Source organism: Jannaschia sp. Os4, from assembly GCF_016820245.1.
Taxonomy (GTDB): Bacteria; Pseudomonadota; Alphaproteobacteria; order Rhodobacterales; family Rhodobacteraceae; genus Jannaschia.
On sequence record NZ_JAFCAR010000005.1, the window covers coordinates 401,298 to 425,501 of the forward strand.

26 protein-coding genes are annotated in these 24,204 nt (G+C 74.0%); 14 read left to right on the forward strand and 12 right to left on the reverse strand.

Going from position 1 to position 24,204, the window contains the following annotated elements; genetic code table 11:
* Window position 1: 1 nt before the first annotated feature.
* Window positions 2-1,429, reverse strand: a complete 1,428-nt coding sequence (gene cysG / locus JQC91_RS15775) for a siroheme synthase CysG (RefSeq protein ID WP_203288280.1) — start codon at window positions 1,427-1,429, stop codon at window positions 2-4.
* A 118-nt stretch (window positions 1,430-1,547) separates the two neighbouring features.
* On the opposite strand from cysG, the gene JQC91_RS15780 reads away from it, so the two are divergent.
* The 3 genes from JQC91_RS15780 (at window position 1,548) to JQC91_RS15790 (ending at window position 3,073) form a co-directional block, all read left to right on the forward strand.
* A complete protein-coding gene (locus tag JQC91_RS15780) occupies window positions 1,548-2,027 on the forward strand; it encodes an Lrp/AsnC family transcriptional regulator (RefSeq protein ID WP_203288282.1) in 480 nt (159 codons plus the stop codon).
* A gap of 138 nt (window positions 2,028-2,165) precedes the next feature.
* Window positions 2,166-2,594 carry a hypothetical protein gene (locus tag JQC91_RS15785; RefSeq protein WP_203288284.1) on the forward strand — a complete coding sequence of 143 codons (429 nt, stop codon included), beginning with the start codon at window positions 2,166-2,168 and terminating at the stop codon, window positions 2,592-2,594.
* Window positions 2,595-2,818: 224 nt separating this feature from the next.
* Entirely contained in the window at window positions 2,819-3,073 is a 255-nt protein-coding gene (locus tag JQC91_RS15790; RefSeq protein WP_203288286.1) for a hypothetical protein, read from the forward strand.
* Here the strand turns inward: JQC91_RS15790 and JQC91_RS15795 are convergent.
* Together JQC91_RS15795 and phaZ are read right to left on the reverse strand one after the other, a co-directional pair.
* Entirely contained in the window at window positions 3,070-3,636 is a 567-nt protein-coding gene (locus tag JQC91_RS15795; protein ID WP_203288288.1) for a DUF6151 family protein, read from the reverse strand. The two genes, JQC91_RS15790 and JQC91_RS15795, sit on opposite strands and share 4 nt — an antisense overlap.
* Window positions 3,637-3,895: 259 nt before the next feature.
* Entirely contained in the window at window positions 3,896-5,215 is a 1,320-nt protein-coding gene (gene phaZ / locus JQC91_RS15800; RefSeq protein ID WP_203288291.1) for a polyhydroxyalkanoate depolymerase, read from the reverse strand.
* Window positions 5,216-5,335: 120 nt separating this feature from the next.
* Here phaZ and phaC point away from each other — a divergent pair, with 120 nt between their 5' ends.
* The 4 genes from phaC to phaR all read left to right on the forward strand — a co-directional run bounded on the left by phaC (window position 5,336) and on the right by phaR (window position 8,806).
* Complete coding sequence (gene phaC / locus JQC91_RS15805) at window positions 5,336-7,156, forward strand: class I poly(R)-hydroxyalkanoic acid synthase (protein ID WP_203288293.1); 1,821 nt, start codon at window positions 5,336-5,338, stop codon at window positions 7,154-7,156.
* Between the two features lie 153 nt (window positions 7,157-7,309).
* Window positions 7,310-7,756 (forward strand): Phasin, encoded by a 447-nt coding sequence (locus JQC91_RS15810; protein WP_203288295.1) that lies wholly within the window; start codon window positions 7,310-7,312, stop codon window positions 7,754-7,756.
* Window positions 7,757-7,911: 155 nt separating this feature from the next.
* Window positions 7,912-8,142 (forward strand): hypothetical protein, encoded by a 231-nt coding sequence (locus JQC91_RS15815; protein ID WP_203288297.1) that lies wholly within the window; start codon window positions 7,912-7,914, stop codon window positions 8,140-8,142.
* Window positions 8,143-8,209: 67 nt separating this feature from the next.
* Window positions 8,210-8,806 carry a polyhydroxyalkanoate synthesis repressor PhaR gene (phaR, locus tag JQC91_RS15820; protein ID WP_343069996.1) on the forward strand — a complete coding sequence of 199 codons (597 nt, stop codon included), beginning with the start codon at window positions 8,210-8,212 and terminating at the stop codon, window positions 8,804-8,806.
* Window positions 8,807-8,828: 22 nt separating this feature from the next.
* Here phaR and JQC91_RS15825 read toward each other — a convergent pair whose 3' ends face one another.
* The 4 genes from JQC91_RS15825 to rnr all read right to left on the reverse strand — a co-directional run bounded on the left by JQC91_RS15825 (window position 8,829) and on the right by rnr (window position 14,347).
* Complete coding sequence (locus JQC91_RS15825) at window positions 8,829-9,323, reverse strand: GrpB family protein (protein WP_203288299.1); 495 nt, start codon at window positions 9,321-9,323, stop codon at window positions 8,829-8,831.
* A complete protein-coding gene (locus tag JQC91_RS15830; protein ID WP_203288301.1) occupies window positions 9,320-10,600 on the reverse strand; it encodes a hypothetical protein in 1,281 nt (426 codons plus the stop codon). The genes JQC91_RS15825 and JQC91_RS15830 overlap by 4 nt, the downstream gene beginning before the upstream one ends.
* A 37-nt stretch (window positions 10,601-10,637) precedes the next feature.
* Complete coding sequence (locus tag JQC91_RS15835) at window positions 10,638-12,017, reverse strand: aminotransferase (RefSeq protein ID WP_203288303.1); 1,380 nt, start codon at window positions 12,015-12,017, stop codon at window positions 10,638-10,640.
* 98 nt (window positions 12,018-12,115) lie between these two features.
* Entirely contained in the window at window positions 12,116-14,347 is a 2,232-nt protein-coding gene (gene rnr / locus JQC91_RS15840) for a ribonuclease R (protein WP_203288305.1), read from the reverse strand.
* A gap of 124 nt (window positions 14,348-14,471) precedes the next feature.
* Here rnr and JQC91_RS15845 point away from each other — a divergent pair, with 124 nt between their 5' ends.
* Entirely contained in the window at window positions 14,472-16,136 is a 1,665-nt protein-coding gene (locus JQC91_RS15845; RefSeq protein ID WP_203288307.1) for a DEAD/DEAH box helicase, read from the forward strand.
* Here JQC91_RS15845 and rmuC read toward each other — a convergent pair.
* Window positions 16,133-17,050 carry a DNA recombination protein RmuC gene (gene rmuC / locus JQC91_RS15850; RefSeq protein ID WP_203288309.1) on the reverse strand — a complete coding sequence of 306 codons (918 nt, stop codon included), beginning with the start codon at window positions 17,048-17,050 and terminating at the stop codon, window positions 16,133-16,135. The genes JQC91_RS15845 and rmuC overlap by 4 nt on opposite strands.
* Before the next feature lie 136 nt (window positions 17,051-17,186).
* Between rmuC and otnK the strand changes: the two genes are divergently transcribed.
* Genes otnK through JQC91_RS15880 form a run of 6 tightly spaced genes read left to right on the forward strand, consistent with a single transcriptional unit; the run spans window position 17,187 to window position 22,209 of the window.
* Entirely contained in the window at window positions 17,187-18,446 is a 1,260-nt protein-coding gene (otnK, locus tag JQC91_RS15855; RefSeq protein WP_203288311.1) for a 3-oxo-tetronate kinase, read from the forward strand.
* A gap of 9 nt (window positions 18,447-18,455) precedes the next feature.
* Entirely contained in the window at window positions 18,456-19,055 is a 600-nt protein-coding gene (locus JQC91_RS15860) for a DUF4178 domain-containing protein (protein ID WP_203288313.1), read from the forward strand.
* Window positions 19,052-20,332, forward strand: a complete 1,281-nt coding sequence (locus tag JQC91_RS15865; protein ID WP_203288315.1) for a DUF4178 domain-containing protein — start codon at window positions 19,052-19,054, stop codon at window positions 20,330-20,332. The genes JQC91_RS15860 and JQC91_RS15865 overlap by 4 nt, the downstream gene beginning before the upstream one ends.
* Window positions 20,332-20,493, forward strand: coding sequence for a hypothetical protein (locus JQC91_RS15870; RefSeq protein WP_203288317.1), 162 nt, complete (start codon window positions 20,332-20,334; stop codon window positions 20,491-20,493). The genes JQC91_RS15865 and JQC91_RS15870 overlap by 1 nt, the downstream gene beginning before the upstream one ends.
* Window positions 20,494-20,509: 16 nt before the next feature.
* Complete coding sequence (locus JQC91_RS15875; protein ID WP_203288319.1) at window positions 20,510-20,731, forward strand: DUF350 domain-containing protein; 222 nt, start codon at window positions 20,510-20,512, stop codon at window positions 20,729-20,731.
* Window positions 20,728-22,209: a polyamine aminopropyltransferase gene (locus tag JQC91_RS15880; protein WP_203288321.1), complete on the forward strand. Its 1,482-nt coding sequence runs from the start codon at window positions 20,728-20,730 to the stop codon at window positions 22,207-22,209. The genes JQC91_RS15875 and JQC91_RS15880 overlap by 4 nt, the downstream gene beginning before the upstream one ends.
* Before the next feature lie 8 nt (window positions 22,210-22,217).
* Here JQC91_RS15880 and speD read toward each other — a convergent pair whose 3' ends face one another.
* From speD to JQC91_RS15900, 4 genes are all read right to left on the reverse strand, one after another.
* Window positions 22,218-22,580, reverse strand: coding sequence for an adenosylmethionine decarboxylase (speD, locus tag JQC91_RS15885; RefSeq protein ID WP_203288322.1), 363 nt, complete (start codon window positions 22,578-22,580; stop codon window positions 22,218-22,220).
* On the reverse strand, window positions 22,577-23,014 hold the full coding sequence (gene dtd, locus JQC91_RS15890) for a D-aminoacyl-tRNA deacylase (protein ID WP_203288323.1): 438 nt from the start codon (window positions 23,012-23,014) through the stop codon (window positions 22,577-22,579). Before dtd ends, speD begins: the two co-directional genes overlap by 4 nt.
* Window positions 23,011-23,883 (reverse strand): carbohydrate kinase, encoded by an 873-nt coding sequence (locus JQC91_RS15895; protein ID WP_203288324.1) that lies wholly within the window; start codon window positions 23,881-23,883, stop codon window positions 23,011-23,013. Before JQC91_RS15895 ends, dtd begins: the two co-directional genes overlap by 4 nt.
* Window positions 23,884-23,966: 83 nt before the next feature.
* Complete coding sequence (locus tag JQC91_RS15900; protein ID WP_203288325.1) at window positions 23,967-24,191, reverse strand: hypothetical protein; 225 nt, start codon at window positions 24,189-24,191, stop codon at window positions 23,967-23,969.
* Between the last annotated feature and the right edge of the window lie 13 nt (window positions 24,192-24,204).

Sequence of the window (24,204 nt, forward strand, 5' to 3'; positions counted from 1 at the left end):
GTCAGGCCTCCGATGCTTCGAGGGGGAGGGGGCTCTGCCCCCGGCCTTCGGCCTCCCCCGAGGTATTTCCGCCAAGATGAGGGGCGGGGGACGCGGCCTCCGCCCCTCTCGGCGCGAGGCCGAGCATCAGGACGGCCGGGCCGTCCACGCCGCGCACGGCGTCGGGCAGGGTGGCGAGGGTCGCGGCGACGATGCGCTGGCCGGGCTGGGAGGCGTTCTCGACCACGCTCACCGGCGTCGCGGGGTCCGCGCCGTGCATCATCAGGCGGCCCTGCAGCCAGCGCGCGGCGCGCTTGCCCATGTAGATGGCGGCCACCGCGCCGGGGGCGGCGAGGCCGCGCCAGTCCTGGTCCGCGAAGCCCGCCATGTCGTGCGCGGTGACGAGGCGGACGGAGCCGTTGCGGCCCCGCTTGGTCTGGCTCTGGCCGAGCGCGGCGGTGGCGGCGGAGGCGGCGGTGATGCCGGGGACGACGCGCCACGAGATCGCGGCGGCGTCGAGCGCCGCGATCTCCTCGTCCAGCCGTCCGAACACGGTCGGGTCGCCGGACTTGAGCCGGACGACGTGGGCGCCCTTCGCGGCGTGCTCCACCAGCAGCGCGTCGATCTCGGCCTGCGGGGTGGACGCGCCGAAGCCGCGCTTGCCGGCGGCGAGGATGGTGGCCTCGCGGCGGGCCAGTTCGAGGATGGCTTGGGGGACGAGCGCGTCGTGGATCACCACGTCCGCCTCGTGCAGCGCCTTGCGCGCGGCCAGCGTGAGCAGGTCCGGGTCGCCCGGGCCCGCGCCCACGAGGTCCACGTGGCCGGGGCGGGAATCGGCAGCGAGGTGGTCGTCGAGCAGGGCCTCCAGCGCCGCCTCGGTCGCCTCGCGGGGGCCGACCTCCTCGAACCAGTCGGACCAGAAGCGGCGGCGGGGCGCGCCCTTCGGCAGCGCCTCGGCGGCGGGGCGGAGGCGCGCGCCGATGCGGGCCAGCAGGCCGAGCGCGGGGGAGAGGCGCTCCTCGAGGTCCTTCTTGAGCATCCGCGCGAGGACCGGGGCGGTGCCCTCCGTGCCGATGGCGATGGTCACGGGGTCGCGGTCCACGATGGCGGGGGTGATGAACTGCGAGCGGGCGAGGTCGTCGACGACGTTCACCAGCGCGCCGTCGGCGGTCATCACGCGCAGCGCCGCCGCGTCGAGCGCATCGTCCTCGTGGGCGGCGTAGGCGATGGGGCAGCAGAGCGCGTCGCCCGGCTCGGGGAAGCGGCGCAGCAGCGTGACGCGGCCCTCGGCGGCCCAGCCCTCGATGAGCGGGTCGACCGCCTCGGCGGCCACGGTGATCCGCGCCGTCGTCTTGAGCAGCAGCCGCAGCTTGGCCACCGCCGCGTCGCCGCCGCCCGCCACGAGGACGCGGCGGCCGGAGAGGGCGAGGAAGACGGGGAAATGATCCATGGCGGGGCCTCCGGTGCGTTACCCAGAGATAGGACACCGTTCCGTTGCCGGGCCACCCCGAGGCCGGTAACAGGGACGTAACGCGAGATTTTCGCTCCGGGATGGGAAGGTGGTCCGAATGGCGACGAAAGGGGGAAGGGGCGTCCGGCTCGACGAGCTCGACCGGAAGATCCTCCGGGAGATGCAGGTGGACGCGGGCCGCTCGCTCGACGAGATCGCCCGGATCGTGGGCTCGTCGAAGACGCCGGTGTGGAATCGCATCCGCAAGATGCGCGACGGCGGGGTGATCGGGCCGGACACGGTGATCGTGGACCCGCAGGCCATCGGGCTGGACGCCTGCTTCTTCGTGCTGATCCGCACCAGCGAGCACGAGGCCGAGTGGCAGAACCGCTTCCTCGCCGCCCTGCGCGCGCGCCCCGAGGTGCAGGAGGCGCACCGGCTGGCGGGGGAGATCGACTACATCCTCAAGGTGCGCGTTGCGGACGCGCGGGCCTACGACGCGTTCTACCAGGCCCTGATCGCGGAGGTGCGCGTGTTCAACGTGACCGCGCTGCTGTCGATGGAGGAGATCAAGGCGGAGACGGCGCTGCCGGTGTGAGGCGGCGCGTCGGCGGGATCGTGGCGCGGGCGGGCGGTCCTCCCGATCCGGGCATCGGTCGCTGGGGGCGGCTCCGCGCCCCGCTTGCGCGGGGGGCGGGGATGGGCCAGCACCGGGGCATCGCCCGAGGAGATGCCGATGATCCGCCCCCTGCTGCTGACCGCCGCGCTGGCCGCCTGCGCGCCCGCCGTCGAGACGCCCGCGCCCGCGCCCGCCGCCGCGGGCGGGCCCGCCCCCGGCATCGCGGGGGGCATCGCCGGGGCCGACGCGGTGGGCACCGCGCTGCAGCGGCGGTGGGTCAGCATCGACGACCCCGCGCGGGCGATCACGATCGACCGGAGCGTCGACGGCCACACCTTCGGGACGCAGACCGACGGGCTGACCGACTCGGTCGAGCCGCTGCGCTTCGTGTCCGACTGCGACGCCCGCGCGCCGGCCCTCGCCGACAGCGGATCCTTCACCGTCGGCGCGGACGGCGCCCTCTGCTACCGGGTGCTGTCGCTGACGCCGGGCGAGCTGGTGCTGTCGCGGGAGCTGGGCGGCCCCCTGCGCTACCGTCCCGGCTGAGGGGGCGGGGCCCCGCCCGCGCGCCCCGCGTGCCCGCATCGGGGCCGAGCGGGCTTTACCCCGGGGGGGCGGGGGTCATATCCGGGGGGCGAGACCACCTCGGAGACCGCCATGCCCCGCCTGATCGCCGTCCTGCTGCCCGTCGCCCTGCTGGCGGCCTGCTTCCAGCCCGCCCCGCCGCCGGAGCCGGAGCCCGATCCCGTGATCCTGCTGCCCCCCTCGTCGTGAGGGGCGCGCTGCGCGCGGCGGGCCTCGCGGCGGCGGTCCTCCTGGCCGCCTGCGAGCCGCCGCAGCCCGGGCCGCAGGTCGGCGAGGACGGGCGCCCCGTCACGCCCTTCGGCGCGTCGCCCTCGGTCGCGCAGGCCCCGACGCCGACGCCCATCGGCGCGACCCGGCCCGCGCCCGCGGCCCCGGTGTGGGACGGGGTGATCCGGGACGCCGACGACCCGCAGCCCGTGACGCTGCCGCCGCCGCCTTAAGCGCGCACGCCCATGAGGGCGGCGGCCCGCTCCTCCCGGGTGAGGACCTGCGGCGGCACGGCGGGCGCGCCGTCCTCGAAGAACGGGCTGTCGCGCCACCGGCCTGACAGGTTCGCCGCCGCCATCCGGCCCAGCATCGCGCGGCCCATGCGGGCCACGCCCTCGTGCGTGACCTTGCCGTCGCCCGCCGGGACGTAGCCGCGCACCTCGACGGGCTTGACGGACTCGGTCACGGCATCCGTCATCACGCCCACATGGGTCATGCGCGGCGACGCGGCAGGGGTGTAGAAGAGCGGCGTGTCGCAGCAGGTGGCGTACCAGCGCAGCGCGCCCTTGGGCGATAGGCGGAACACGCGGAGGTTCTCGCCGCCCTTCGTGATGTGGACGCGGTCTTGGCTGGTCTGGACGATCCCGACCTTCTCCGGGTCGGCGAGGCCGAGATGGGTGTAGTGCGACCGGCAGTCCGCGCAGTGGCAGACCACGTGGGTGTAGTCGCGCGGCTCGACGGGGCGGAGTTCGCCCGCCAGTTCGCCGCAGCGGCACTTGAAGCCGAGGGTGCCCATGGGCCGGTCCTCCGTTCGGGTCGGAGGGAGGTTAGCGGGGCGGGGTGGGGGCGTCATCCCTTGGATCGGGCGCGGTCGAGCGGGGCGCCCGCGCGGTACGCGAGGCGCAGCCGAGCCGCGCCTCGCCGGGCCGCCCCCCGGCCCGGCGATTGGTCCGAAGTTCTGCGACGGTCGGGCGTCTCACGGGGGTGAGGGATAAAGCGCGCCGCACCGAGGTCGGGTCGCCGCGCCACGGCCCTGCGATGCGCTCCCGTCGTGATCAGACCGGCAGGTCGTTGGCGGGCTGCGTCGCCGCCACCGAGGCGGCGGTCGCGCGCGCCATCCGGCTGCGCCGCTTGGGCTTGGGCCCGCCCGCGTTCGCGTCGATGAAGTCCAGCACGAGGGGCCGGATGTTCCGCCGCCACGCGCCGCCCGCGAAGATGCCGTAGTGGCCCGCCTCCGGCTCGAGATGCGAGGCCTTCTTGGCGTCCGGCAGCCCGGTCAGCAGGTCGAGCGCGGCGACGCACTGCCCCGGCGCGGAGATGTCGTCCTTGCCGCCCTCGACGGTCTTGACCGCCACGGTGGTGATCGCGCCGATGTCCACCGCCTCGCCCGCGACGGCGAAGCGGTTCCGCGCGATCTCCAGCCCCTTGAAGATGCGCTCGACGGTCGAGAGGTAGAACTCCGCCGTCATGTCCATGACCGCGAGGTACTCGTCGTAGAAGCGGTTGTGCTTGTCGTGGTCCGACGCCTCGCCGCGCGCCACGCGGTTGATCTGGTCCCAGAAGGCTTGGCCATGCGTCTCGGCGTTCATCGAGACGAAGGACGCGAGCTGCAGCAGGCCGGGATAGACCTTGCGGCCCGCGCCCGCGTGCTGGAAGCCGACGCGCTGGATCATGGACTGCTCCAGCTGGCCCATGGTGACGCGGCGCCCGAAGTCGGTGACCTCGGTGGCCGCCGCGTCGGGGTCGATCGGCCCGCCAATCAGCGTGAGCGTGCGGGGCTGGGCCGCGGGCTCCCGCTGGGCGAGCAGCGCGGTCGCGGCCAAGGTCAGCGGCGCGGGCTGGCAGATGGCGATGACGTTGGTGTCGGGGCCGAGGTGGCGCATGAAGTCGGCGAGGTAGAGGGTGTAGTCCTCCACGTCGAACTTGCCCGCGCTGACCGGGATGTCGCGGGCGTTGTGCCAGTCGGTGACCCACACGTCCGCGTCGGGCAGCAGCGAGGCCACGGTCGAGCGGCACAGCGTGGCGTAGTGGCCGGACATCGGCGCGACGATCAGGATGCGCCGCGCCATCGGCGCGCGGCCCGCGACGGTGAAGCGGACGAGGTCGCCGAAGGGGCGCGCCACCTCGACCTCGGTGCCCACGAGCGATTCGGTCCCGTCCTCGGCGGCCAGCGGCGGGATGTTCCAGTCGGGCTTGACGACCATGCGCTGGAAGGCGCGTTCCGTCACCTCGCCCCACGCGGCCATCATCCGGAACGCCGGGTGCGGCGCGAGCGCGAAGGCGGGGTAGGTGCCCCACGTGCGCGCGGAGGCGCCCAGCCACGCGTAGGTGTTGCGCGTGGTTTCCATGAAGTCGTAGGCGGCCATGAAGCGCATGATACCCTCCGTCGCGGAGCGATTCGCGGCTCCGCGCGTTAAGATGGGGTGACCGAGCAGGTGCGGCATCCGGTCCCGTTCGACCGAGCATGTGCAGCACGATGGGGGGAAGGCAAGGGAATGGCGGCCAAGGACACGACGACGGGAGAAGGGCGTGACCGGAGCGCCGACCCCACGGACGGGGCCGCGCTTGAGCGGCTTAACGCCAACCTGTCGCGCGTGGACGAGCTGACCAAGCGGCTGGTGGCCGCGCTCGGACGACGCGAGGCGCACGATCCGGGGCTGCAGGGGCCGGGGGCGGACCTCTACGCCCGCGCGATGGCCGCCTACTGGGCCGAGATGGCCGCCAACCCCGGCAAGATGATCGAGCGGCAGGTCGGCTACTGGGGCCGCGCGCTGCGCGAGGCGTTCGACGCCCAGCAGGCGATGCTGGGCGCGCGCGACCCGGAGGTCGCGCCGTCGAAGGACAAGCGGTTCAAGGATCCGCTCTGGAGCGAGCACCCCTACTACGCCCATCTGCGCCGCCAGTACGAGATCGGGGCCGAGGCGGTGCGGGACGCGGTGGCCGACCTGTCCGGCCTCGACGCGTCCGAGGCGCGGCGGGTGCAGTTCTTCAGCCAGCAGATCGTGGACCTGTTCTCGCCGACCAACTTCCTCGCCACCAACCCCGAGGCGATGCGCCGAGCCGTGGAGACCGAGGGCGCGTCGCTGGTGACGGGGCTGGAGAACCTCGTGCGCGACATCGAGGCGAACCAAGGCGACTGGCTGGTCACCCTGTCGGATCCGGACGCGTTCGAGTTGGGCGAGAACCTCGCCACGACGCCGGGCGAGGTCGTGTTCCGCAACCGCATGATCGAGGTGATCCAGTACGCGCCGCGCACGGACGAGGTGCGGGCCACGCCGATCGTGCTTTTCCCGCCGTGGATCAACAAGTTCTACATCCTCGACCTCAAGCCGCAGAACTCCCTCGTCCGGTGGATCGTCGAGCAGGGCTACACGCTCTTCGTGGTGTCATGGGTGAACCCGGACGAGACCTACGCGGACGTCGGCATGGACGACTACGTCCAGGAGGGGTTCCTGCAGGCGATGGACGTCGCCCGCGAGATCACGGGCGAAGGGCAGGTCAACGCGGTGGGCTACTGCATCGCGGGCACGACCCTGTCGGCGACCTTGGCGTTGCTGGCGAAGCGGGGCGACGACCGGGTGCGCTCGGCCACGTTCTTCACGACGCTGGCCGACTTCTCGGACCCCGGCGAGATGGGCGTCTTCCTCGGCGAGGACTTCGTGCAGGGGATCGAGCGCGAGGCGGCGCAGAAGGGCTTCCTCGACAAGTTCTTCATGGGCCGGACGTTCAGCTACCTGCGCGCCCGCGACCTCGTCTACGGGCCGGCGGTGAAGGCCTACATGATGGGCGAGGCGCCCCCGGCCTTCGACCTGCTGCACTGGAACGGGGACGGCACGAACCTGCCCGGCCCGATGGTGTCGCGCTACCTGCGCGAACTGTGCGTCGAGAACCGGCTGGCCGACGGGGGCTGGGCGCTCTGCGGGGAGACGGTGACTCTGGGCGACGTGGACGTGCCGCTGATGTCGATCGCCTGCGAGACGGACCACATCGCCCACTGGCGCGGGGCCTTCGAGACGGTCAAGGCGATGGGGTCGGAGGACAAGACCTTCGTGCTGTCGGAATCGGGGCACATCGCGGGGATCGTGAACCCGCCGTCCAAGAAGAAGTACGGCCACTACACCCGCGACGGGCGCGTCGAGGGGGCGCCGGAGGACTGGTTCGAGGCGGCGACCTTCCACGAGGGATCGTGGTGGCCGCGCTGGTCGGCATGGCTTGCGGAGCGGTCGGGTAAGATGGTCCCGGCGCGCGAGCCGGGATCGAAGGCGCACCCGCCGATCTGCCCCGCGCCGGGCACCTACGTGCTACCGAAAGGTTAGCGTTTCCGCAAAGGCGGGGGCTATGCTGCAGTGCAGCATCCGGCTTGACATGCCGCACTGCAGCATGTATCTCCTTCGCATCCGCAGAACGCCGGGTCGGGAACGACCCTCCAGCGATCCGGTGCCGCGAAACACGAACCCAAGGAGAGCCCCATGGCCACCCCGACCGACTTCACCAAGACGATGACCGACATGATGGGCATGTTCCCCGTGGACACCGCCGCCATGACCGACGCGTTCAAGACGCAGGCCCTGTTCGCCGAGCGCATGTCGCGCGTGGCGCTGGACGCCGCCGAGCGCTCGGCCGAGATCCAGCACAAGTGGACCCGCGAGACCCTCGCCAAGATGGCCCCCGTCGCGACCGTCAAGGACGACGCCGCCGACTACGCCAAGGCGATGACGGACTTCGCGTCCTCCGCCGCCGAGGTGTCGGCCGAGAACATGTCGGCCTTCGCCGAGGTCGCCAAGAAGGTCCAGATGGAGACCGTCGAGCTGATGCTGGCCGCCGGCCGCGAGGTGCAGTCCGACGCCACCGAGGTGATGCAGAAGGCCACCGCGCAGGCGTCGACCGCCGCGAAGAAGACCGCCAAGGCGGCCTGATCGGACGCCCCTCGGGGCGGACCGGAGAGTTGGGGGCGGTGCCGCGAGGCGCCGCCCTTTCTCGTGCGCTGGTGAGGGTCCGTTAACCGCGCCCCGGTATTGGGTTCGGCGGAGGGCGCCCCATGTGGTAGGATGCGTCGACGGAGACATTCGGGATGAGCGAGAACGTGGAAAGCCAGACGATCCATCTGCTGCGCGAGATGCGGGAGGAGAACCGCGAGTTCCGGCGGGAGATGGACTCGTTCCGCGCGGAGATGCGGGAGTTCCAATCCGACACGACGACCAGTCTGCACGCGCTGACCCACATGGTCCGGATGCTCTACGCCAGCCATCACGACCACGAGGAGCGCATCCAGGCCCTCGAGGGGGTCGAGCCCGCGACGTGACGCTTCGCGGTTCCCTTTCCGCGCTCCCCCTGTAAGCTGCACCGCAGCAAGAGCTTGGGAGGGCACCGTGGCCGCATCGAAGACCGCCGGGGGGGCAGGGGACGGGCAGGAGCTGCTCATCAAGCGCTACGCCAGCCGCCGCCTCTACAACACCGAGACGTCGGACTACGTCACGCTCGACGACATCGCGGCCTTCATCCGCGCGGGGCGGGACGTGCGGATCGTGGACCTCAAGTCGGGCGACGACCTGACCCGTTCCTACCTGCTGCAGATCATCTCGGAGCACGAGAGCCGGGGCGAGTCGGTGCTGCCCTTGGGCGTGCTGACCGACCTCGTGCGGTCCTACACGGGCGCGGCGCAGTCGGTGGTGCCGGAGTTCCTGCAGGCGTCGTTCGAGATGCTGCGCTCGGGGCAGTCGAAGATGATGGAGAACCTGACCGCGATCAACCCGATGGCCCAGATGCCCGGGGTAAAGGCGATGCAGGACAGCCAGCGCGCGTTCTTCGAGGCGATGACGGGCGGGCTGCCCGGATGGGGCGCCGCGGCGCCGCAGCCGGAGGCCCCGGCCGAGCCCTCGGGCGAGGAATCGCGCGAGGAACTGGACGCGATCCGCAAGCAGCTGGCCGACATGCAGGCGGTGCTGTCGAAAATGAACAAGGGCTGACGGCGCGCGGCGCGGGCGCGCGTCAGGCGAGCGCGGCGCGGATGAAGGCCGACTTGGCCTCGGCGTAGCCCCCGCGCGGGGTGCCGGCGGCGACGATGCGGGCCTTCTCGGCGGCGTAGGCGTCGCGGAGCGCGGGATCGGCGCGGAGGCGGTCGCGGAAGGCGATCTGCAGGGGCCATTCGGGGTCGTCGGGGAGGTGGAGGTGCAGGTTGTGGGTGCGCGCGCCCGCCGCCCGCCCGACGTGGAGCCAGCCGGAGCGGTCGTGGCTGTAGGGGAAGCCCGCGCCCTCCAGCGCGGCGGAGGCGGCGGGGCGGTCGGGCGACACGATCACCGCGTCGAGGATGGGCTTGGCGGTGAGGCCGGGGACGGCGGTGCTGCCTATGTGGTGGATCGCCGTCGTCGGCGGCAGCGCCGGGCGGAGGCGGTCCGCCAGCGCGGCGAAGGCCGCCGCCCAGCGGGGATCGGGCGCCGCGAGGGCGAGGGTGCCCTCGCGCAGGCCGAGGCCCGCCGCGCTCATCTCGCGGGGACGTAGCGCTCGAACAGGACGCGGACCGGCCCGGTCGCCCCGTCGCCCACGAGGCGGACCGCCATCGTGTAGCGCCCCGGCAGGATGCGGGTGACGAGCAAGCTGTCGAGGCCGCCGTCGGGGCGGTCGTCGTTCTCGGCCACGAGCCGCCCCAGCCGGTCGAACAGCCGGACGGCCGGGTCCAGCCCGTCGCGGCCCGCCACCGCCTCGACGATGAGGACGCCGCCGGCGGGCACGTCGAAGGCGAGCCATTCGGCGGTGGAGGCGGACCGCACCTCGGTCAGCAGCTCGGAGTCGAGCGGGCCGAGATCCTCGATCTCGACGGCGTCGGAGGGGAGGGGCGGGAACTCGGCCTCGCCGATGCGGCGGAGGCGGTCGGCAGCCGGATCGAAGCGCGTCAGCCCCACCGCGATGGGGTTCGTGTCGCCGTTGAGGTCGCGCAGCGCGAGGCAGTAGTCCCCGGCGGGGAGGGCGTCGGGCGTGTCAACGCGGCTGTTGAGGCCGTCGAAGTCGTCGTTCTCGGCGATCAGCGTGCCGTCGGCGCGGTACAGCCCGAGCACGGGGTCGCCCGCCTCGGAGCGGGCGGTCGCGGTGAGCGGGACGGATTCGGACAGGGTGAAGCCGAACACGGGGCCGGTCGCCACGGTGGTGGGGATCTCGAGGCCGGTGGCGAGGGCCGCGGCGTCGACGGGGGACTCGCCGAAGGGCAGGCGCGGGGCGCCGGCGGCGCATCCCGCCGCGTAGTCGGTGCCGTCCGGCGCGCTGTCGGCGACGTCGGCGGCAGCGTCCGCGACGGCGGCGTCCGCCGCGTCGTCCCGCGCGGGGGCGAGGGGGGGCTGGTCCACGGTGCCCGCCGCCAGCGTCACGGCGAGCGGCGCGGCGGCGTAGGAGCGCGCCACGAGGCAGTAGTCCCCGGCAGGCAGGTCGGCCTCGGCGCGGGCGTCGAGGTTCCCGGCGGAGTCGTCGTCCGCCGCCACCTCGGCCCCCTCGGCGTCGTAGAGCGCGAGGTAGGGGTCGCCGTCGGCGCTCGCGGCCTCGACGCGGATCCCGGCGGGCTCCGACAGCCGCAGGAGCGCGACGGCGCGGCCCGCGACGGGCACGGTGACGTCGAGGGTCAGCGGCGCTTGGGCGGTGGCGACGTCGGACGCGTCCGCGCCGCCGCCGATCCACGCGCCCTCGGCGCCGAGGCCCCCGCAGGCCGGGGCGTCCTGCGCGGATGCGCCTGCGGTGGTGGCGAGGAGGAGGGCGAGGGCGGACGTGGCGCGCATGGAACATCTCCGATCTGATCGGAGGGATCGTAGCGCGTCAGACGAGGGGGCGCACCTCCGCGTGGACGGAATCGACGGCCTCGCGCATGCGGTCGAACATCCACGCCATCTCCGACTCCGTGATGACGAAGGGGGGGCAGAGGACGATGCTCTGGCCGAGGGGGCGGCAGATGAGGCCCCGGTCGGTGCAGGCGTTGGCGATGCGCTCGGAGACGGAGAGGTGGCCGGGCCAGGGGGCGCGGGTGTCGCGGTCCATCACGGCCTCCAGTGCGCCCATGAGGCCCTTGCCCCGCCATTCGCCGATCATGGGGTGGGCGGCGAGGTCCCGGAGGCCCTTCTCGAACAGGGGCGTGAGGTGGCGGACGCGGTCGATGAGGCCGCCCTCGACCACGACCTCGATGGCCTTGGCGGCGATGGCGCAGCCGACGGGGTGGCCCGAGGCGGTGAAGCCGTGGGGGAACTCGTCGATGGTCCGGGTGGCGCGCTCGAGGCGGTCGGCCAGTTCGGGGCCGAGGATCACGGCGCCCATCGGGAAGTAGCCCGCCGTCAGCGCCTTGGAGGAGATGATGGCGTCTGGCGTGAAGCCGTAGGTCTGGCAGCCCCACGTCTCGCCCGTGCGGCCCAGCCCGGTGATGACCTCGTCGGAGATGACGGGGATGCCGTGGTGGCGGAGGATGGGGAGGATGGCGTCGAAGTAGCCCTCGGACGGCGGGATGACGCCGCCCGCGCCCTGAACGGGCTCGGCGAAGAAGCCGGCGATGGTGTGGGCGCCCTCGCGGGCGATGACCTGCTCCAGCTCGTGGGCCAAGCGGGCGGTGAACTGCGCCTCGCTCTCGCCCTCGCGGCCCTCGCGCCAGTAATGCGGGCAGGTGAGGTGGATGAAGCCCGGCAGCGGCAGGCCGAACACCGAGTTGTAGGGCTTTCCGGTCATGGAGGCGGAGACGGCGGTGACGCCGTGATAGGCGTTGCCGCGCGTGAGGATGGTGCGCTTGGCGGGATGGCCCTCGGCGCCGTGGAGGAACCACAGCATCTTGACCATGGTGTCGTTCGCCTCGGACCCGCTGTTGGTGTAGAAGGTCTTGGCCGTATCAAAGGGGGAGATGGCGGCGAGCTTCTCGGACAGCTCGACGGCCGAGTCGGCCATGCGGCCGAAGAAGGCGTGGTAGCCGGGCAGGCGGTCGTATTGCCGCTTGGCGGCCTCGGCCAAGGCAGGGTGGTCGAAGCCCGCGACCATGTTCCACAGGCCCGAGTTGGCGTCGAGGTAGCGGTTGCCGTCCACGTCGATCACGTGGCTGCCCTCGCCGCGCTCGAGGATCACGGTGCCGCGCGCGTCGATGGTGGGCAGGTCGGTGAAGCCGAAGAAGCTGGTCGCCTTGGCGCGGGCGTCCCACGAGTTCGGGAGAACGGTGTCGGGCATGGTCTGGGTGCCTCCTCGGGGGCGACGCTACGCCCGTCGCGGAGGCGGCGGAAGGGGGCGCGGCCGGCGCGCCGATACGGCGGTGCGCCCGTCCGCGCCTAGCGGCCCCGCCGGGGCGGGGCCTTGCGGCGCTTGCCCTTGCGGGGGCCGCCGCGCAGGGACTTCGAAGACGAGGCCTTGGCGCGGTGGAGGGGCTCGCCCTGCACCTCCAGCAACTCGAGGATCAGGCCACCGGTCAGCGGCTCCGCCTCCACCAGCCGCACGAGGACGCGCTGGCCCAGCCCGATCGTCTGGCCGGTGTCGGCCCCGGTGAGGGTCTCCGCCTCGCGGTCGTAGCGGAAGTACTCGGCGCCCATGGAGCGGACGGGCACGAGCCCGTCCGCGCCGGTCTCGTCGAGCTTCACGAAGGCGCCGAAGGCCTGCACGCCGGAGATCCGTCCTTCGAGGTCGGTGCCCACGCGGTCGGCGAGGAAGGCGGCGAGGTAGCGGTCGTTGGTGTCGCGTTCGGCCACCATGGAGCGGCGCTCGGCCTCGGAGATGGCCTTGGCGGTGGCGTCGAGGTGCTCGACGTCCCACGCCGACAGCCCGTCGTCCCCCCACCCGTGCGCGGTGATCAGCGCGCGGTGCACGACGAGGTCGGCGTAGCGGCGGATGGGCGAGGTGAAGTGGGCGTAGGAGCGCAGCGCGAGGCCGAAATGCCCGAGGTTGCCGGGCGCGTAGTAGGCCTGCTGCATCGAGCGCAGCGTGGCGAGCGACACGAGGTCCGACAGGTCCGTCTCGCGCGCCTGCCGCAGCAGGCGGTTGAGCGAGGACGTGCGCGTCACCTGCCCCTTCGGCAGCGAGAAGCCCGATGCCTCCGCCGTCTCGCGCAGGGCGTCGAGGCGGTCCGGGTCCGGCTCCTCGTGGACGCGGTAGAGCAGCGGGGTGCGCGCCGCGTGCAGCGCCTCGGCGGCGGCCACGTTGGCGAGGATCATGCAATCCTCGATCAGGCGGTGGGCGTCGAGGCGGTCCTTGAAGGCGACGGAGGTGACCGTGCCGTCCTCGTCCAGCTCGATCCGCCGCTCGGGCAGGTCGAGGTCCAGCGGCTCGCGCCGCTCGCGGGCGGCGCGCAGCGCGGCGTAGGCGGCGTAGAGGTCGGCGATGACCTGCCGGAACGGCGCGGTCCGGTCGGTGACGTCGCCGTCCTGGGCGGCCTGCACCTCCTCGTAGACCAGCGCGGCGGGTGACTTCATCAGGCCGCGCACGAAGCGGTGGGACCGCTTCTCGCCGTCCGCGCCGATCACCATGCGGACGGCGATGCAGGGCCGCTCGACCCCTTCGTGCAGCGAGCAGAGGTCGCCCGACAGCGCGTCGGGCAGCATCGGCACCACCCGGTCGGGGAAGTAGGTGGAGTTGCCGCGCTCGCGCGCCTCCCGGTCCAGCGGCGAGCCGGGGGTGACGTAATGGGCGACGTCCGCGATGGCGACCCAGACCACGTGGCCGCCTTCGTTCTTCGGGTCGTCGTCGGGGTGGGCATAGACCGCGTCGTCGTGGTCGCGCGCGTCCGCCGGGTCGATGGTGATCAGCGGCAGGTCGCGCAGGTCCTCCCGGTCGCCCAGCTCGGTGACGGGCTCCGCCGCCTCGGCCTGCTCGATCACCTCGTCGGGGAAGGCGTCGCGCAGCCCGTGCTCGTGGATCGCGATGAGTGAGACGGAGCGCGCGGCGCCGGGATCGCCCAGACGCTCCACCACCTCGGCCTTCGGCAGGCCCATGCGGCCCGCGGCGCCGCGCTGCTCGGCCTCGACCAGCTCACCGTCGCGGGCGCCGTGGGTCGCGCCCGCCGGGATGCGCCACTCGCGGCTCTCCTTCTTGCCGACGGGCACGAGGCGCCCGCCGTCGGAGGACGCCCGGAAGATGCCGAGGAGGCGCTTCGGCCCCGCTTGGAGGCGGCGGATCAGCCGTCCGGTGTGGGTGTGGTCGTCGGCCTCCGCCTCCGTGGTGCGGACGAGGGCGCGGTCGCCGACGCCGAGGGGCTCGCCGTCGGATTGGAGCAGGATGCGCGGCTCCGGTGCCTCCCCCCGCCATTCGTGCGGCGCGAGGAAGAGGTCGCCGTCCCGGTCCACCTCGACCACCTTGAGCACCGCCACCGGGGGCAGGGTGTCGGGATCGCGGCGGGTCCTCTTGCGGGACTCCATGAGGCCGTCGTCCTGCAGCTCGCGGATCATGGCCTTGAGGTCGATCCGGGCCGCGCCCTTGACGCCGAAGGCGCGGGCGATGTCGCGCTTCGTGGCCTTGGCGGGGTTGTCCTCGATCCACTGGAGGATCTCTGCGCGGGTCGGGAGCTGGCTCATGCGCGGGCAGGTAGCACGCGATCCCGGGGAGGCGAAGGCAGGCATCGGCTTTACCTCGCGGGCCTGCGGGTCCATAGGCCGCCCTCCGGCGCGCGCCGCGTCCGGCCCCACCGAAAGGCCCCCCATGAAGACCGTCCTGAGAGACGCGCTCGACGCGCGCGGCTATTCGACCCTGACCGACGTGCAGGAGGCGGTGCTCGCCCCCGCGCTGGACGGGCGCGACCTGCTGGTGTCGGCCCGCACGGGGTCGGGCAAGACGGTGGCGTTCGGGCTCGCGGTCGCGCCGCAGCTACTCGGCTCAGCGGGGACCTTCGAGAAGCCGGGCGCGCCCTTGGGCCTCGTGATCGCGCCGACGCGGGAGCTGGCGCTGCAGGTGCAGCGCGAGCTGGCGTGGCTGCTGCGCGAGGCGGGGGTGCGGATCGCCACCGCCGTGGGCGGCACGGACGGGCGCGACGAGCGGCGCGCGCTGGCCCGGGGCGCGCACGTGGTGGTGGCGACGCCGGGGCGGCTGGTGGACCACCTGAACCGGGGGGCCATCGACCTGTCGGCCCTGCGCGCGGTGGTGCTGGACGAGGCGGACGAGATGCTGGACCTCGGCTTCCGCGAGGATCTCGAGACGATCCTCGCCGCCGCGCCCGAGGACCGCCGGACGCTGCTCTTCTCGGCCACGCTGCCCGCGCCGATCGTGCGCCTCGCGGACCGGTTCCAGCGCGACGCCGCCCGCGTCGAGGTGGGCGACCGCGCGACGGCCCATGCCGACATCGCCTACCGCGTGGCGCAGGTGGCCGAGCGCGATGTGGACGCGGCCGTGGTCAACCTGCTGCTCGACCACGACGGGCAGGGGGCCATCGTCTTCGCCAACACCCGCGCCGCCGTCGCACGCCTGTCGGCGCATCTGTCGGGCCGCGGGTTCAAGGTGGTGACGCTCTCCGGCGAGTTGAGCCAAGCCGAGCGGACCGGGGCGCTGGCCGCGATGCGCGACGGGCGGGCGGAGGTCTGCGTCGCCACGGACGTGGCCGCGCGGGGCATCGACCTGCCGGGGCTGGAGATGGTGATCCATGCCGAGCTGCCCTCGGGGCATGAGACGCTGCTGCACCGCTCGGGCCGGACGGGGCGCGCGGGGCGCAAGGGTGCCTCCGTCCTCGTCGCGCCGCCCAAGGCGCGGCGGAAGGCGGAGCGCCTGCTGCGCGAGGCGAAGCTTCACGCCGACTGGACGACGGCCCCCTCGGCTGAGGCCGTGGCCGCGCGCCACGACGCGCGCCTGTGGACCGATCCGGTCTGGACGGCGGAGGTGGACGCGGGCGAGGCGGCGACCGTCGCCGCGCTGGTGGCCGCGCACGGACCCGAGGCGCTGGCGGCGGCGGTGCTGCGGATGCACCGGGCCGGCGGCCCCGCGCCGGAGGTGCTGGCCCCCGCCGACGCGCCCGCGCCCAAGCGCGAGCGGCCCGCCTTCGGGGCGTCGGTCTGGGTGTCGATCCCCGGCGGGCGCAAGGCGGGCGCCGAGCCGCGCCGCGTCCTGCCCGCGCTGCTGAAGGCCGGGGGCCTCGACAAGGACGACATCGGGGCGATCCGCGTCCGGCCCGACCGCACGGACGTGCAGGTGCGCGACGGGGCGATCGACGCGCTGGAGGCGGGCTACGTGGGCGAGATGACCCGCATGGACGCCCTCCCGCACGACGCCGCGCCGCGCGGGGCGGGGCCGCGGGGGCCGAAGCGCAAGGGGCCGATGCCGCCGCGCGGCAAGCCCAGCAGCAAGAAGAACAAGGCCCGCCGCGCCGCCGGCGCCTAGCGCACGATGCGGGGGGCGGGCCGGATCTCCGGCTCGGCCTCCAAGACCGGTTCGCGCATCCGCTCGGCGGCGCGCACGGCCCGCTCGGCCGCCGCGCCGATCCCGTCGCAGTCGCGCCGCGCCCGGTCCAGATGGGCGGCCAACCGCCCCGTCCGCGCCGCCACCGCCTCCACCTCCGTCACCAGCGCCCCCACGGCGGCGCGCAGGTCCGCCGTCCGCGCCGCGAGGTGGTGGTCGCGCAGCACCATCCGCAGCGTGGTGAGCACCGCCATGCAGGTCGCGGGGCCGACGATCCACACGCCCAAGCGCCCCGCCTCGGCTGCGATGTCGCCGTGGGACGTGTGCAGTTCCGCGTGGATCGCCTCGGACGGCAGGAACAGCAGCGCCCCGTCCGCCGTCTCGGGCGCGGCGACGTAGCGCTCGGCCACGGCGCGGACGTGGCCGCGCAGGTCGGCGCGGAAGCGGGTGCGCGCGGCGCGGTCCTCGGGGTCGGCCCGCATCGCGCGCCACGCCTCGAGTGGGAACTTCGCGTCCACGGGGACCGGGGCGCCGGGCATGGAGATCAGCGCGTCTGGGCGGCGACCGTTGGAGAGCGTCGTCTGCCGGGTCCACGTGCCGGCGGGCAGCGCGTCGGCGAGGATCGCCTCGAGCTGCGCCTCGCCCCACGCGCCGCGGGTCTGCTTGTCCGAGAGGACCGCGTGCAGGTCGGTGACGCCCGTGGCGAGGCGGTCGAGCCCCGCCTGCGCCCGGTCCACCGCGTCGAGCCGCTCGGCCAAGGCGCCGAGGGCATGGGCGGTGGCCCGGCCCTCGGCGGCGCGGTCGCGGAGCGCGCGGGTCACGCGGGCGTGCAGGTGCAGCAGGACGAGGACGACCAGAGCGCCCGTCGCGGCGGCGGCCCAGATCGTGGGTGTCATCGCAAGGGGATGGGTCGGGCGCGCGGCATGGCCCCGCATGTGGCGCTCGATTGCGGCGGGATTGGGGCGGCGGCCCCGCGTGGGGTTGGCCTCCGGGCGGGGGGGCGGCATGGTCCGCGCGAGGGGAGATTCCGACATGAACGACGTGTTCCTCGGCGCGGTGGCCGACGACTTCACCGGGGCGACCGACCTCGCCGCGATGCTTTCGCGTGGCGGCGTGCCGGTGACCTTGCGGCTGGGCGTCCCGTCGGAGGAGGCGGAGGTCTCGGCCTTCGAGGTGGTGGCGCTCAAGATCCGCTCGGTCCCCGTCGCGGAGGCCGTCGCGGAGGCGAAGGCCGCCGCGGGCTGGCTACGCGCGCGTGGCGCGCGGCGGCTGATGTGGAAGTACTGCTCGACCTTCGACTCGACGCCGCAGGGAAACATCGGCCCGGTGGCCGAGGCGCTCATGGACCTCGCCGGCGCCGAGCGCACGATCCACTGCCCGGCCTTCCCCGAGAACGGGCGGCGGGTGTTCATGGGCCACCTGTTCGTGGGTGCCCAGCCCTTGGACGAGAGCCCGCTGAAGGACCATCCGCTGAACCCGATGCGGGACTCGTCGCTGACGCGCCTGCTCGCGCCGCAGGTCGCGCGGTCGGTCGGGCTGATCGACTGGCCGGCGGTGCGTCGGGGCGCGGCGGCGGTGCGCGACGCGCTGGAGGCGCCGGGCGCGGCGGCGCATCTGATCGCCGACGCGCTGGACGACGGTGACCTCGCCGTGCTCGCGGAGGCGGCGCGCGACCTTCCCCTGATCTGCGGCGGCTCGGCGGTGGCGGCGCCCTTGCCCGCGCTCTGGCGCGCGTCCGGGGCGTTGGGCGCGGCGGAGGTGGCGCCGCTGCCCGCGACCGCAGGCCAGGTGGTCCTGTCGGGCTCGTGCTCGGAGGCGACGCGGGGGCAGGTGTCGGCCTATCTCGACGCGGGCGCGGCGGGGTACCGGCTCGACCCGCTGGAACTGGCGCAGCCGGGATCGGGCGCGCTCGACGACGCGCGGCGCTGGCTGCGTGAGCAGCGGCCGGACGCGGCGAAGGTCGTCTACGCGACGGCGGCGCCGGCGCAGGTGGCCGCGGCGCAGGAGACGCTGGGCGCGGCGCGGGCGGGGGCGGTGGTCGAGGACGCGCTGGCCCGGCTGGCGGTCGACGCGCGGGAGGCGGGCATCGGGCGGATCGTCGTCGCGGGCGGCGAGACCTCGGGCGCGGTGGTAAGCGCGCTCGGGACCGAGCGGCTTCGCATCGGACCCGAGATCGCGCCCGGCGTGCCGTGGTGCTTCGACGGCGGCACCGCGCTCGCGCTGAAGTCGGGCAACTTCGGCGGCCCCCGGTTCTTCGCGGAGGCGTTCGACCTCCTCGACCGCGCGGGCTAGGGGAGGGGCATGGACCGCTCCTGCCCCAATTGCGGCGCCGCGCTGCCGGAGCTTCTGGCCCATGCGCGCATGGTGTCCTGCGCGTTCTGCGGGACCTCCGTGGTGCTGGACGGGGCGGTGGTCGAGAACGCGGGGTCGAGCGGCGAGATGCTGGACGCGCCCGAGCTGATCCGGCTGGGCGGGGCGGTCTCGCTCGCGGGGCGGTCCTTCGAGGCGGCGGGGCACGTGCGCTACGACTACGGGCGCGGGCACTGGGACGAGTATCACGGGCTGCTCGACGGCGAGCCGGCGTGGGTGTCGGTCGACGAGGGCGACATGGCGATCCAGCACGCGCTGGATCCCGGCCTGCAGCCCCGCGGGGGGCGGGCGCTGTTCCGGCTGGGCGCCGAGGTGGAGGTGGGCGGCCGGTCCTACCGCGCGACCGAGGTGGAGAACGCGACGCTGGTCGCCTATCGCGGTCAGCTGCCCGAGCCGATGGCGGTGGGCGAGGTGCATCTCTACGCGAACTTCACCGGGCCGGGGGGCGCGATCCTGTCGGGCGAGTCGTGGCCCGGCGGCGAGGCGTGGTTCGTGGGCGAGTGGATCGACCCGTTCGAGGTGACGGGGTGACCGCCGCCGATGCCGTCCGCGCGATCGACTGCCCGAACTGCGGGGCGGGGCTGGACGTGCTGGGCGGGGGCCGGGTGGTCACGCAGGTCTGCGGCTATTGCGGCGCGCAGCTGGACGCATCGGACGCCTACCGGGTGCTCAAGGTGTTCGGCGACCTGCCGCGCCCGGCCTCGCCGTTCTCCCTCGGCATGTCGGGCGAGGTGCGGGGCGTGGCGTTCACGGTGATCGGCACGCTGGGCCAGTCCGAGACGTGGGGCGGCGAGACGTGGGCGTGGGTGGACCACATGATCTACTCGCCGACCCACGGCTACGCGTGGATCACCGTGGAGGACGGGCATGTCCTGCTGACGCGCAAGGTGCGGGACTTCGACGGGACGTTCCTGACCTCGGCCGCCGTGGAGCGGTCGGAGCAGCGGCCGGGGCGGCACTGGCGGGGGCGGTCCTACCAGTACTACGCGACGTCGAACTGGCGGACGGACTACGTCGAGGGGGCGTTCAACTTCCGCCCCGCCGTGGGGGACCGGGGCACGACCGTGTCGATGATGCCGGGGGGCCGCGCGGTCGACATGCTGCACTTCGTCGAGGGCGCGCACGGCGCGGGAGAGCGCGAGGTGGAGGTGTCGCGCTACGCGCCCGAACTGGCGGCGGCCTTCGGGGCGGAGGCGCCGCGCCCGCAGGGAACCCATCCGCTCCAGCCCTACGTGCCGCGCGCGGGGACCGGCTTCCTCGCGGCGTGGTTCGGCGGGCTGGTGGCGGCGGCGCTGTTGGGCGCGATCGTGGTCCTCGGGGCGCGCGGGGCGGAGCGGCTGCTGTGGGAGGGCGTCGCGGACGCGGGCGGCGTGATGGTGCCGTTCGAGCTGACCGCGACGGACCGGCCCGCGCGCCTGCGGATCGAGACGGAGGTCGATCAGTCGTGGACGTGGCTCGGGGTCGAGGTCGAGGGGCCGGACGGGCCGGTCTTCGGGACCGGGCGCGAGGTCGGCTACTACTCGGGCGGTTCGGGTGAGGACCGGTGGTCCGAGGGGTCGCGGCGCACCGCGATCGGCTTCGTCCCCGGCGCGGCGGGGCCGCACGTCCTGCGCCTCGCCGTCGAGGAGGGGGACCGCGCGTCCGAGCGGGTGCGGGTGTTCCTGCGCGAGCGGCAGACCAACGCGACGTGGCTGCTGGGCGCGGCGCTGCTGTTCGGGCTGGCGGCGGCGTGGTTCGCCTCGGCCGCGCTGCGGCACCGCAAGCGGCGCTGGGCGGGCGGCGACTGGACCGACGAGGATGACGACTGATGGCGCGCGTGGTGCTGATGGTGGGGTCGCTGGCGATCCTCGGCGCGGCGGGCTGGGCGTCGTGGACGGGCGTGGGGGCGGTGTCGTCCGACGCCGCGCCCTCGGCGCGGACGGGATCGACGGGCGGCGCCTTCGTGGGCGGGGCGCGGCGGGTGAAATGACGGAAAGGACGAGACAATGATATTCGAGGGCATCCTCTTCTCCGAGGTCGTTTCGACGATCTTCTACACCTTCTTCGGGCTGGTCCTCTTGATGGGCTGCTGGGCGCTGATCGAGCTGTTCACGCCCTTCTCGCTCCGCAAGGAGCTGGAGGAGGACCAGAACGTCGCCATCGGCATCCTGATGGCGGGGCTGTTCATCGCGCTGGCGATCATCATCTCGGCGGTGCTGCGCTCTTGAGCGCGGCGCGCCGGGGCGAGGCGGCGTGGCTGCTCGCGGCCACGCTCGTCGTCTCGGTCGCGGGGCTGACCTACGAGCTGATCGCGGGGGCGGCCTCGTCCTACCTGCTGGGCGACAGCGTGCGCCAGTTCTCGTTCGTGATCGGGCTGTTCCTGTCGGCGATGGGGGTGGGTGCATGGGTGTCGCGCTGGGTGGAGGACCCGGTGGCCGGGTTCCTGCGGGCGCAGGTGGGGCTGGGGGTGATCGGCGGCTGCGGGGCGCTGGTGGCGTTCTTCTCCTACGCGGCGACGGGGATCGTGGCGCTGCCGCTCTACGGGTCGCTCTTCGCGGTGGGCGTGCTGTCGGGGCTGGAGATCCCGCTGCTGGCCCGCCTGCTGGAGGGGACGCGGTTCCGGTTCGAGAACGTGCTCACCTTCGACTACCTCGGCGCGCTGGTGGCGGCGCTGGCCTTCCCGGTGCTGGTGGTGCCGAACCTCGGGCTGGTGCAGGCGGGGCTGGCCTTCGGGCTGCTGAACCTCGCGGTCGCGGGGGGGACGCTGTGGCTGTTCCGGGATCGGGTCGGCGGCCTCGACCGGGCGGCATGGGCGGTGGCCGTGGTGGCGGTGGCGGGGCTGCTCGCGGTCGCGCCGCGGCTGCAGGGCGTGCTCGACGCGCGCCTCTACGCGGATGAGGTGATCCTCGCGGAGCGGACGCCCTACCAAGCGGTCGCGGTGACGCGGCACCGGGGGCGGACGCGGCTCTACCTCGACGGGGCGATCCAGTTCGATACGCGCGACGAGGCGATCTATCACGAGATGCTGGTCCACCCGGCGATGGCGCAGGCCCCGCGGCGCGCCCGCGTGCTGGTGCTGGGCGGCGGCGACGGGATGGCGGTGCGCGAGGTGCTGCGCTGGGAGCCGGAGGCGGTGGTGGTGGTCGATCTGGACCCGGCGGTGGTGCGCCTGTTCCGCGAGCGGGACGATCTGGCGGCGCTCAACGGGTTCGCGTTCCGCGATCCGCGGGTGGAGGTGGTCCATGCGGACGCCTTCGCGTGGGTGCGCGACTGGGACGGTGCGCCCTTCGACGTGGCGGTGCTGGACCTGCCGGATCCCAAGAACCTGTCGCTGTCGCGACTCTACACCGTCGAGTTCTATCGCGGGTTGCGGCGCGCCTTGGGCGGGCAAGGGGTGATGGTCACGCAGGCCGGATCGCCCGTCTTCGCGCCAGAGGCCTACGGCATCGTGGCCGGGACGGTGGGCGCGGTGTGGGACGCGGCGCCCTACCGCGCCTACGTGCCGAGCTTCGGGATGTGGGGCTTCGTCATGGGCATGCCGGGGCTGGCCGGGCGGCAGGCGGCCTATCCGGCGGGGCTGACGCATCTGACGCCGGAGGTCTGGACGCGCGCGCGGGTGGACGTGGCGGCGGGCGAGGTGAACCGCCTGTCGGCCCATCCGCTGCCCCGCGCCTACGAGCGCGGGTGGTCGGAGTGGTTCGAGTAGAAGCGGCGCTAGACCGGGGCGGGCAGGGCCGGGACGGCCCGCTCGACTACGCGGCGAACGCTTCGCTCGGGCGCAAGCATCGCGTCCAGTGCGTCGGCCGCCCGCTCCACCTCGGCCGCGCCGCACAGGAAGAGGTCGAAGGCGGCGTAGCCGTGCTCGGGCCACGTGTGGACGGTGACGTGGCTCTCGGCGAGCAGGAGGACGCCGGTGACGCCGCCGCCGGGGAAGGGGTGGAGGTGGGCCGACAGCACCGTCGCGCCGCCCGCCGCGGCCGCCGCGCGCATGGCGCGCTCAAGCAGGGCGGCATCGGTCAGGCCGCGCCCGCCCGCGTGCTCCAGCAGGAGGTGGCGCCCCATGACCATCGCGCTCATCGGTCCATCATGATCGTGACGGGGCCATCATTGACCAGATGCACCGCCATGTCCGCGCCGAAGCGCCCCGTCTCCACGGGCACGCCGTGGCCGCGCAGGGCCTCGACGAACCGCTCGTAGAGGCGCTCGCCCTCCTCGGGCGGGGCGGCGTCGGAGAAGCCGGGGCGGTTGCCGCGCGAGGTGTCGGCGGCGAGGGTGAACTGGCTGACCACGAGGGCGGAGCCGCCGGCGTCGAGGAGCGCGCGGTTCATGCGGCCCTCGCCGTCGCGGAACACCCGCAGCTTGGCCACGCGCGCGGCGAGGTCGTCGGCGTTCCCCTCGCCGTCGCCGCGCATCGCGCAGACGAGGATCATCAGGCCCGCGCCGCAGCGGCCCACGGTCTCGCCCGCGATGTCGACGCGGGCCTCCGTGACGCGCTGGACGAGCGCCCTCACAGCTCGTCGCGCCGCGGCGGGTTGGCGCCCGCGCGGGAGACGGTGACGGCGGCGGCGGCCACGCCGAGGTCGAGGGCCGCGCGCAGCGTCTCGTCGGAGGGGGGCTCGCCCAGCCCGGCCTCGGCGAGGACGGCGAGGACGCCCGCGTTGAACGTGTCGCCCGCGCCGACGGTGTCCACGACCTCGACCTTGCGGGCGGGCACCCGCACCTCGCCGCGCGCGGTGATGGCAGTCGCGCCCTTGGCCCCCTCGGTCAGGCAGATGGTGTGCGGCCCCAGCGCCAGCACCTCCGCCGGGGTCGTGCCGAGCCAGTCCATGTCCTCGTCCGAGAGCTTCACCACGCTCGCCCGCGCCAAGAGGCGGCGGATGCGGGCGCGGTAGCGCTCGGCGTCGGCGACGAAGCCGGGGCGCACGTTGGGGTCGATCATCAGCGGCAGGTCGGTGGACGCGGCGAGCACCTCGTAGGTGTCGGCGCAGGGCTCGACCGCGAGGGAGATGCCGCCGAGGAAGAGCGTGTCGATGCCGTCGAGGGAGGGCGCGTCCTCGGGCGAGAGGAGGCGGCCGGCGGTGTTCTCGTCGTAGAAGGCGTATTCGGCCTGCCCGTCGGTCAGCTTGACGAAGGCCAGCGTGGTGGGTCGGTCCGCGCGGGCGGCGCGGTCCTCCACCCCGCTCTCGGCCATGCGGGCGGCGATGAGGTCGCCGAAGAGGTCGGTGGAAAGCCCCGTGTGCATCGCCACGGGCGCGCCGAGGCGGCCCAAGGCCACGGCCGTGTTCAGGACCGCGCCGCCCACCGCCGGGTAGAAGCCCGGGCCGTCCGCCGTCTCGCGGGGAAGCATGTCGATGAGGGCTTCGCCCGCGCAGAGGATCATCGGTCCGTCCCGTCTTGGATCGTCGGGCCGAGGAGTATTGCGGCGGAGGGTGCGGGGGAAGGCCCCCGCCCGGGATTTCCGGCCTAGCCGCGCTCGGGCGGCGCGAGGGCGGCGGGGTCCACGGCCTTGCCGGTGACCTCCTCGACGATGCGGGCGGCGCGCGTGAGATCGCCCAGCTTCTCCATCTCGTCGCCGATCATCCGCGCGAGGTCGGAGGGGGGCAGGCGTTCCTCGCCCATGCCCAGTTCCTCGCGCATCCGGCGGCGCGCGGCCATCGCCTCCTCGGCGGTGAAGGTGGTGTCGGCCATCGCGGTCGCTCCT

Excerpts from the sequence above, each read along its gene's own strand:
- cysG (WP_203288280.1), bottom strand. The coding sequence starts at position 1,429 with ATGGATCATTTCCCCGTCTTCCTCGCCCTCTCCGGCCGCCGCGTCCTC.
- JQC91_RS15780 (WP_203288282.1), top strand. The coding sequence starts at position 1,548 with ATGGCGACGAAAGGGGGAAGGGGCGTCCGGCTCGACGAGCTCGACCGG.
- JQC91_RS15785 (WP_203288284.1), top strand. The coding sequence starts at position 2,166 with ATGATCCGCCCCCTGCTGCTGACCGCCGCGCTGGCCGCCTGCGCGCCC.
- JQC91_RS15795 (WP_203288288.1), bottom strand. The coding sequence starts at position 3,636 with ATGGGCACCCTCGGCTTCAAGTGCCGCTGCGGCGAACTGGCGGGCGAA.
- phaZ (WP_203288291.1), bottom strand. The coding sequence starts at position 5,215 with ATGCGCTTCATGGCCGCCTACGACTTCATGGAAACCACGCGCAACACC.
- phaC (WP_203288293.1), top strand. The coding sequence starts at position 5,336 with ATGGCGGCCAAGGACACGACGACGGGAGAAGGGCGTGACCGGAGCGCC.
- JQC91_RS15810 (WP_203288295.1), top strand. The coding sequence starts at position 7,310 with ATGGCCACCCCGACCGACTTCACCAAGACGATGACCGACATGATGGGC.
- JQC91_RS15815 (WP_203288297.1), top strand. The coding sequence starts at position 7,912 with ATGAGCGAGAACGTGGAAAGCCAGACGATCCATCTGCTGCGCGAGATG.
- JQC91_RS15825 (WP_203288299.1), bottom strand. The coding sequence starts at position 9,323 with ATGAGCGCGGCGGGCCTCGGCCTGCGCGAGGGCACCCTCGCCCTCGCG.
- JQC91_RS15830 (WP_203288301.1), bottom strand. The coding sequence starts at position 10,600 with ATGCGCGCCACGTCCGCCCTCGCCCTCCTCCTCGCCACCACCGCAGGC.
- JQC91_RS15835 (WP_203288303.1), bottom strand. The coding sequence starts at position 12,017 with ATGCCCGACACCGTTCTCCCGAACTCGTGGGACGCCCGCGCCAAGGCG.
- rnr (WP_203288305.1), bottom strand. The coding sequence starts at position 14,347 with ATGAGCCAGCTCCCGACCCGCGCAGAGATCCTCCAGTGGATCGAGGAC.
- JQC91_RS15845 (WP_203288307.1), top strand. The coding sequence starts at position 14,472 with ATGAAGACCGTCCTGAGAGACGCGCTCGACGCGCGCGGCTATTCGACC.
- rmuC (WP_203288309.1), bottom strand. The coding sequence starts at position 17,050 with ATGACACCCACGATCTGGGCCGCCGCCGCGACGGGCGCTCTGGTCGTC.
- otnK (WP_203288311.1), top strand. The coding sequence starts at position 17,187 with ATGAACGACGTGTTCCTCGGCGCGGTGGCCGACGACTTCACCGGGGCG.
- JQC91_RS15860 (WP_203288313.1), top strand. The coding sequence starts at position 18,456 with ATGGACCGCTCCTGCCCCAATTGCGGCGCCGCGCTGCCGGAGCTTCTG.
- JQC91_RS15870 (WP_203288317.1), top strand. The coding sequence starts at position 20,332 with ATGGCGCGCGTGGTGCTGATGGTGGGGTCGCTGGCGATCCTCGGCGCG.
- JQC91_RS15875 (WP_203288319.1), top strand. The coding sequence starts at position 20,510 with ATGATATTCGAGGGCATCCTCTTCTCCGAGGTCGTTTCGACGATCTTC.
- speD (WP_203288322.1), bottom strand. The coding sequence starts at position 22,580 with ATGAGCGCGATGGTCATGGGGCGCCACCTCCTGCTGGAGCACGCGGGC.
- JQC91_RS15895 (WP_203288324.1), bottom strand. The coding sequence starts at position 23,883 with ATGATCCTCTGCGCGGGCGAAGCCCTCATCGACATGCTTCCCCGCGAG.
- JQC91_RS15900 (WP_203288325.1), bottom strand. The coding sequence starts at position 24,191 with ATGGCCGACACCACCTTCACCGCCGAGGAGGCGATGGCCGCGCGCCGC.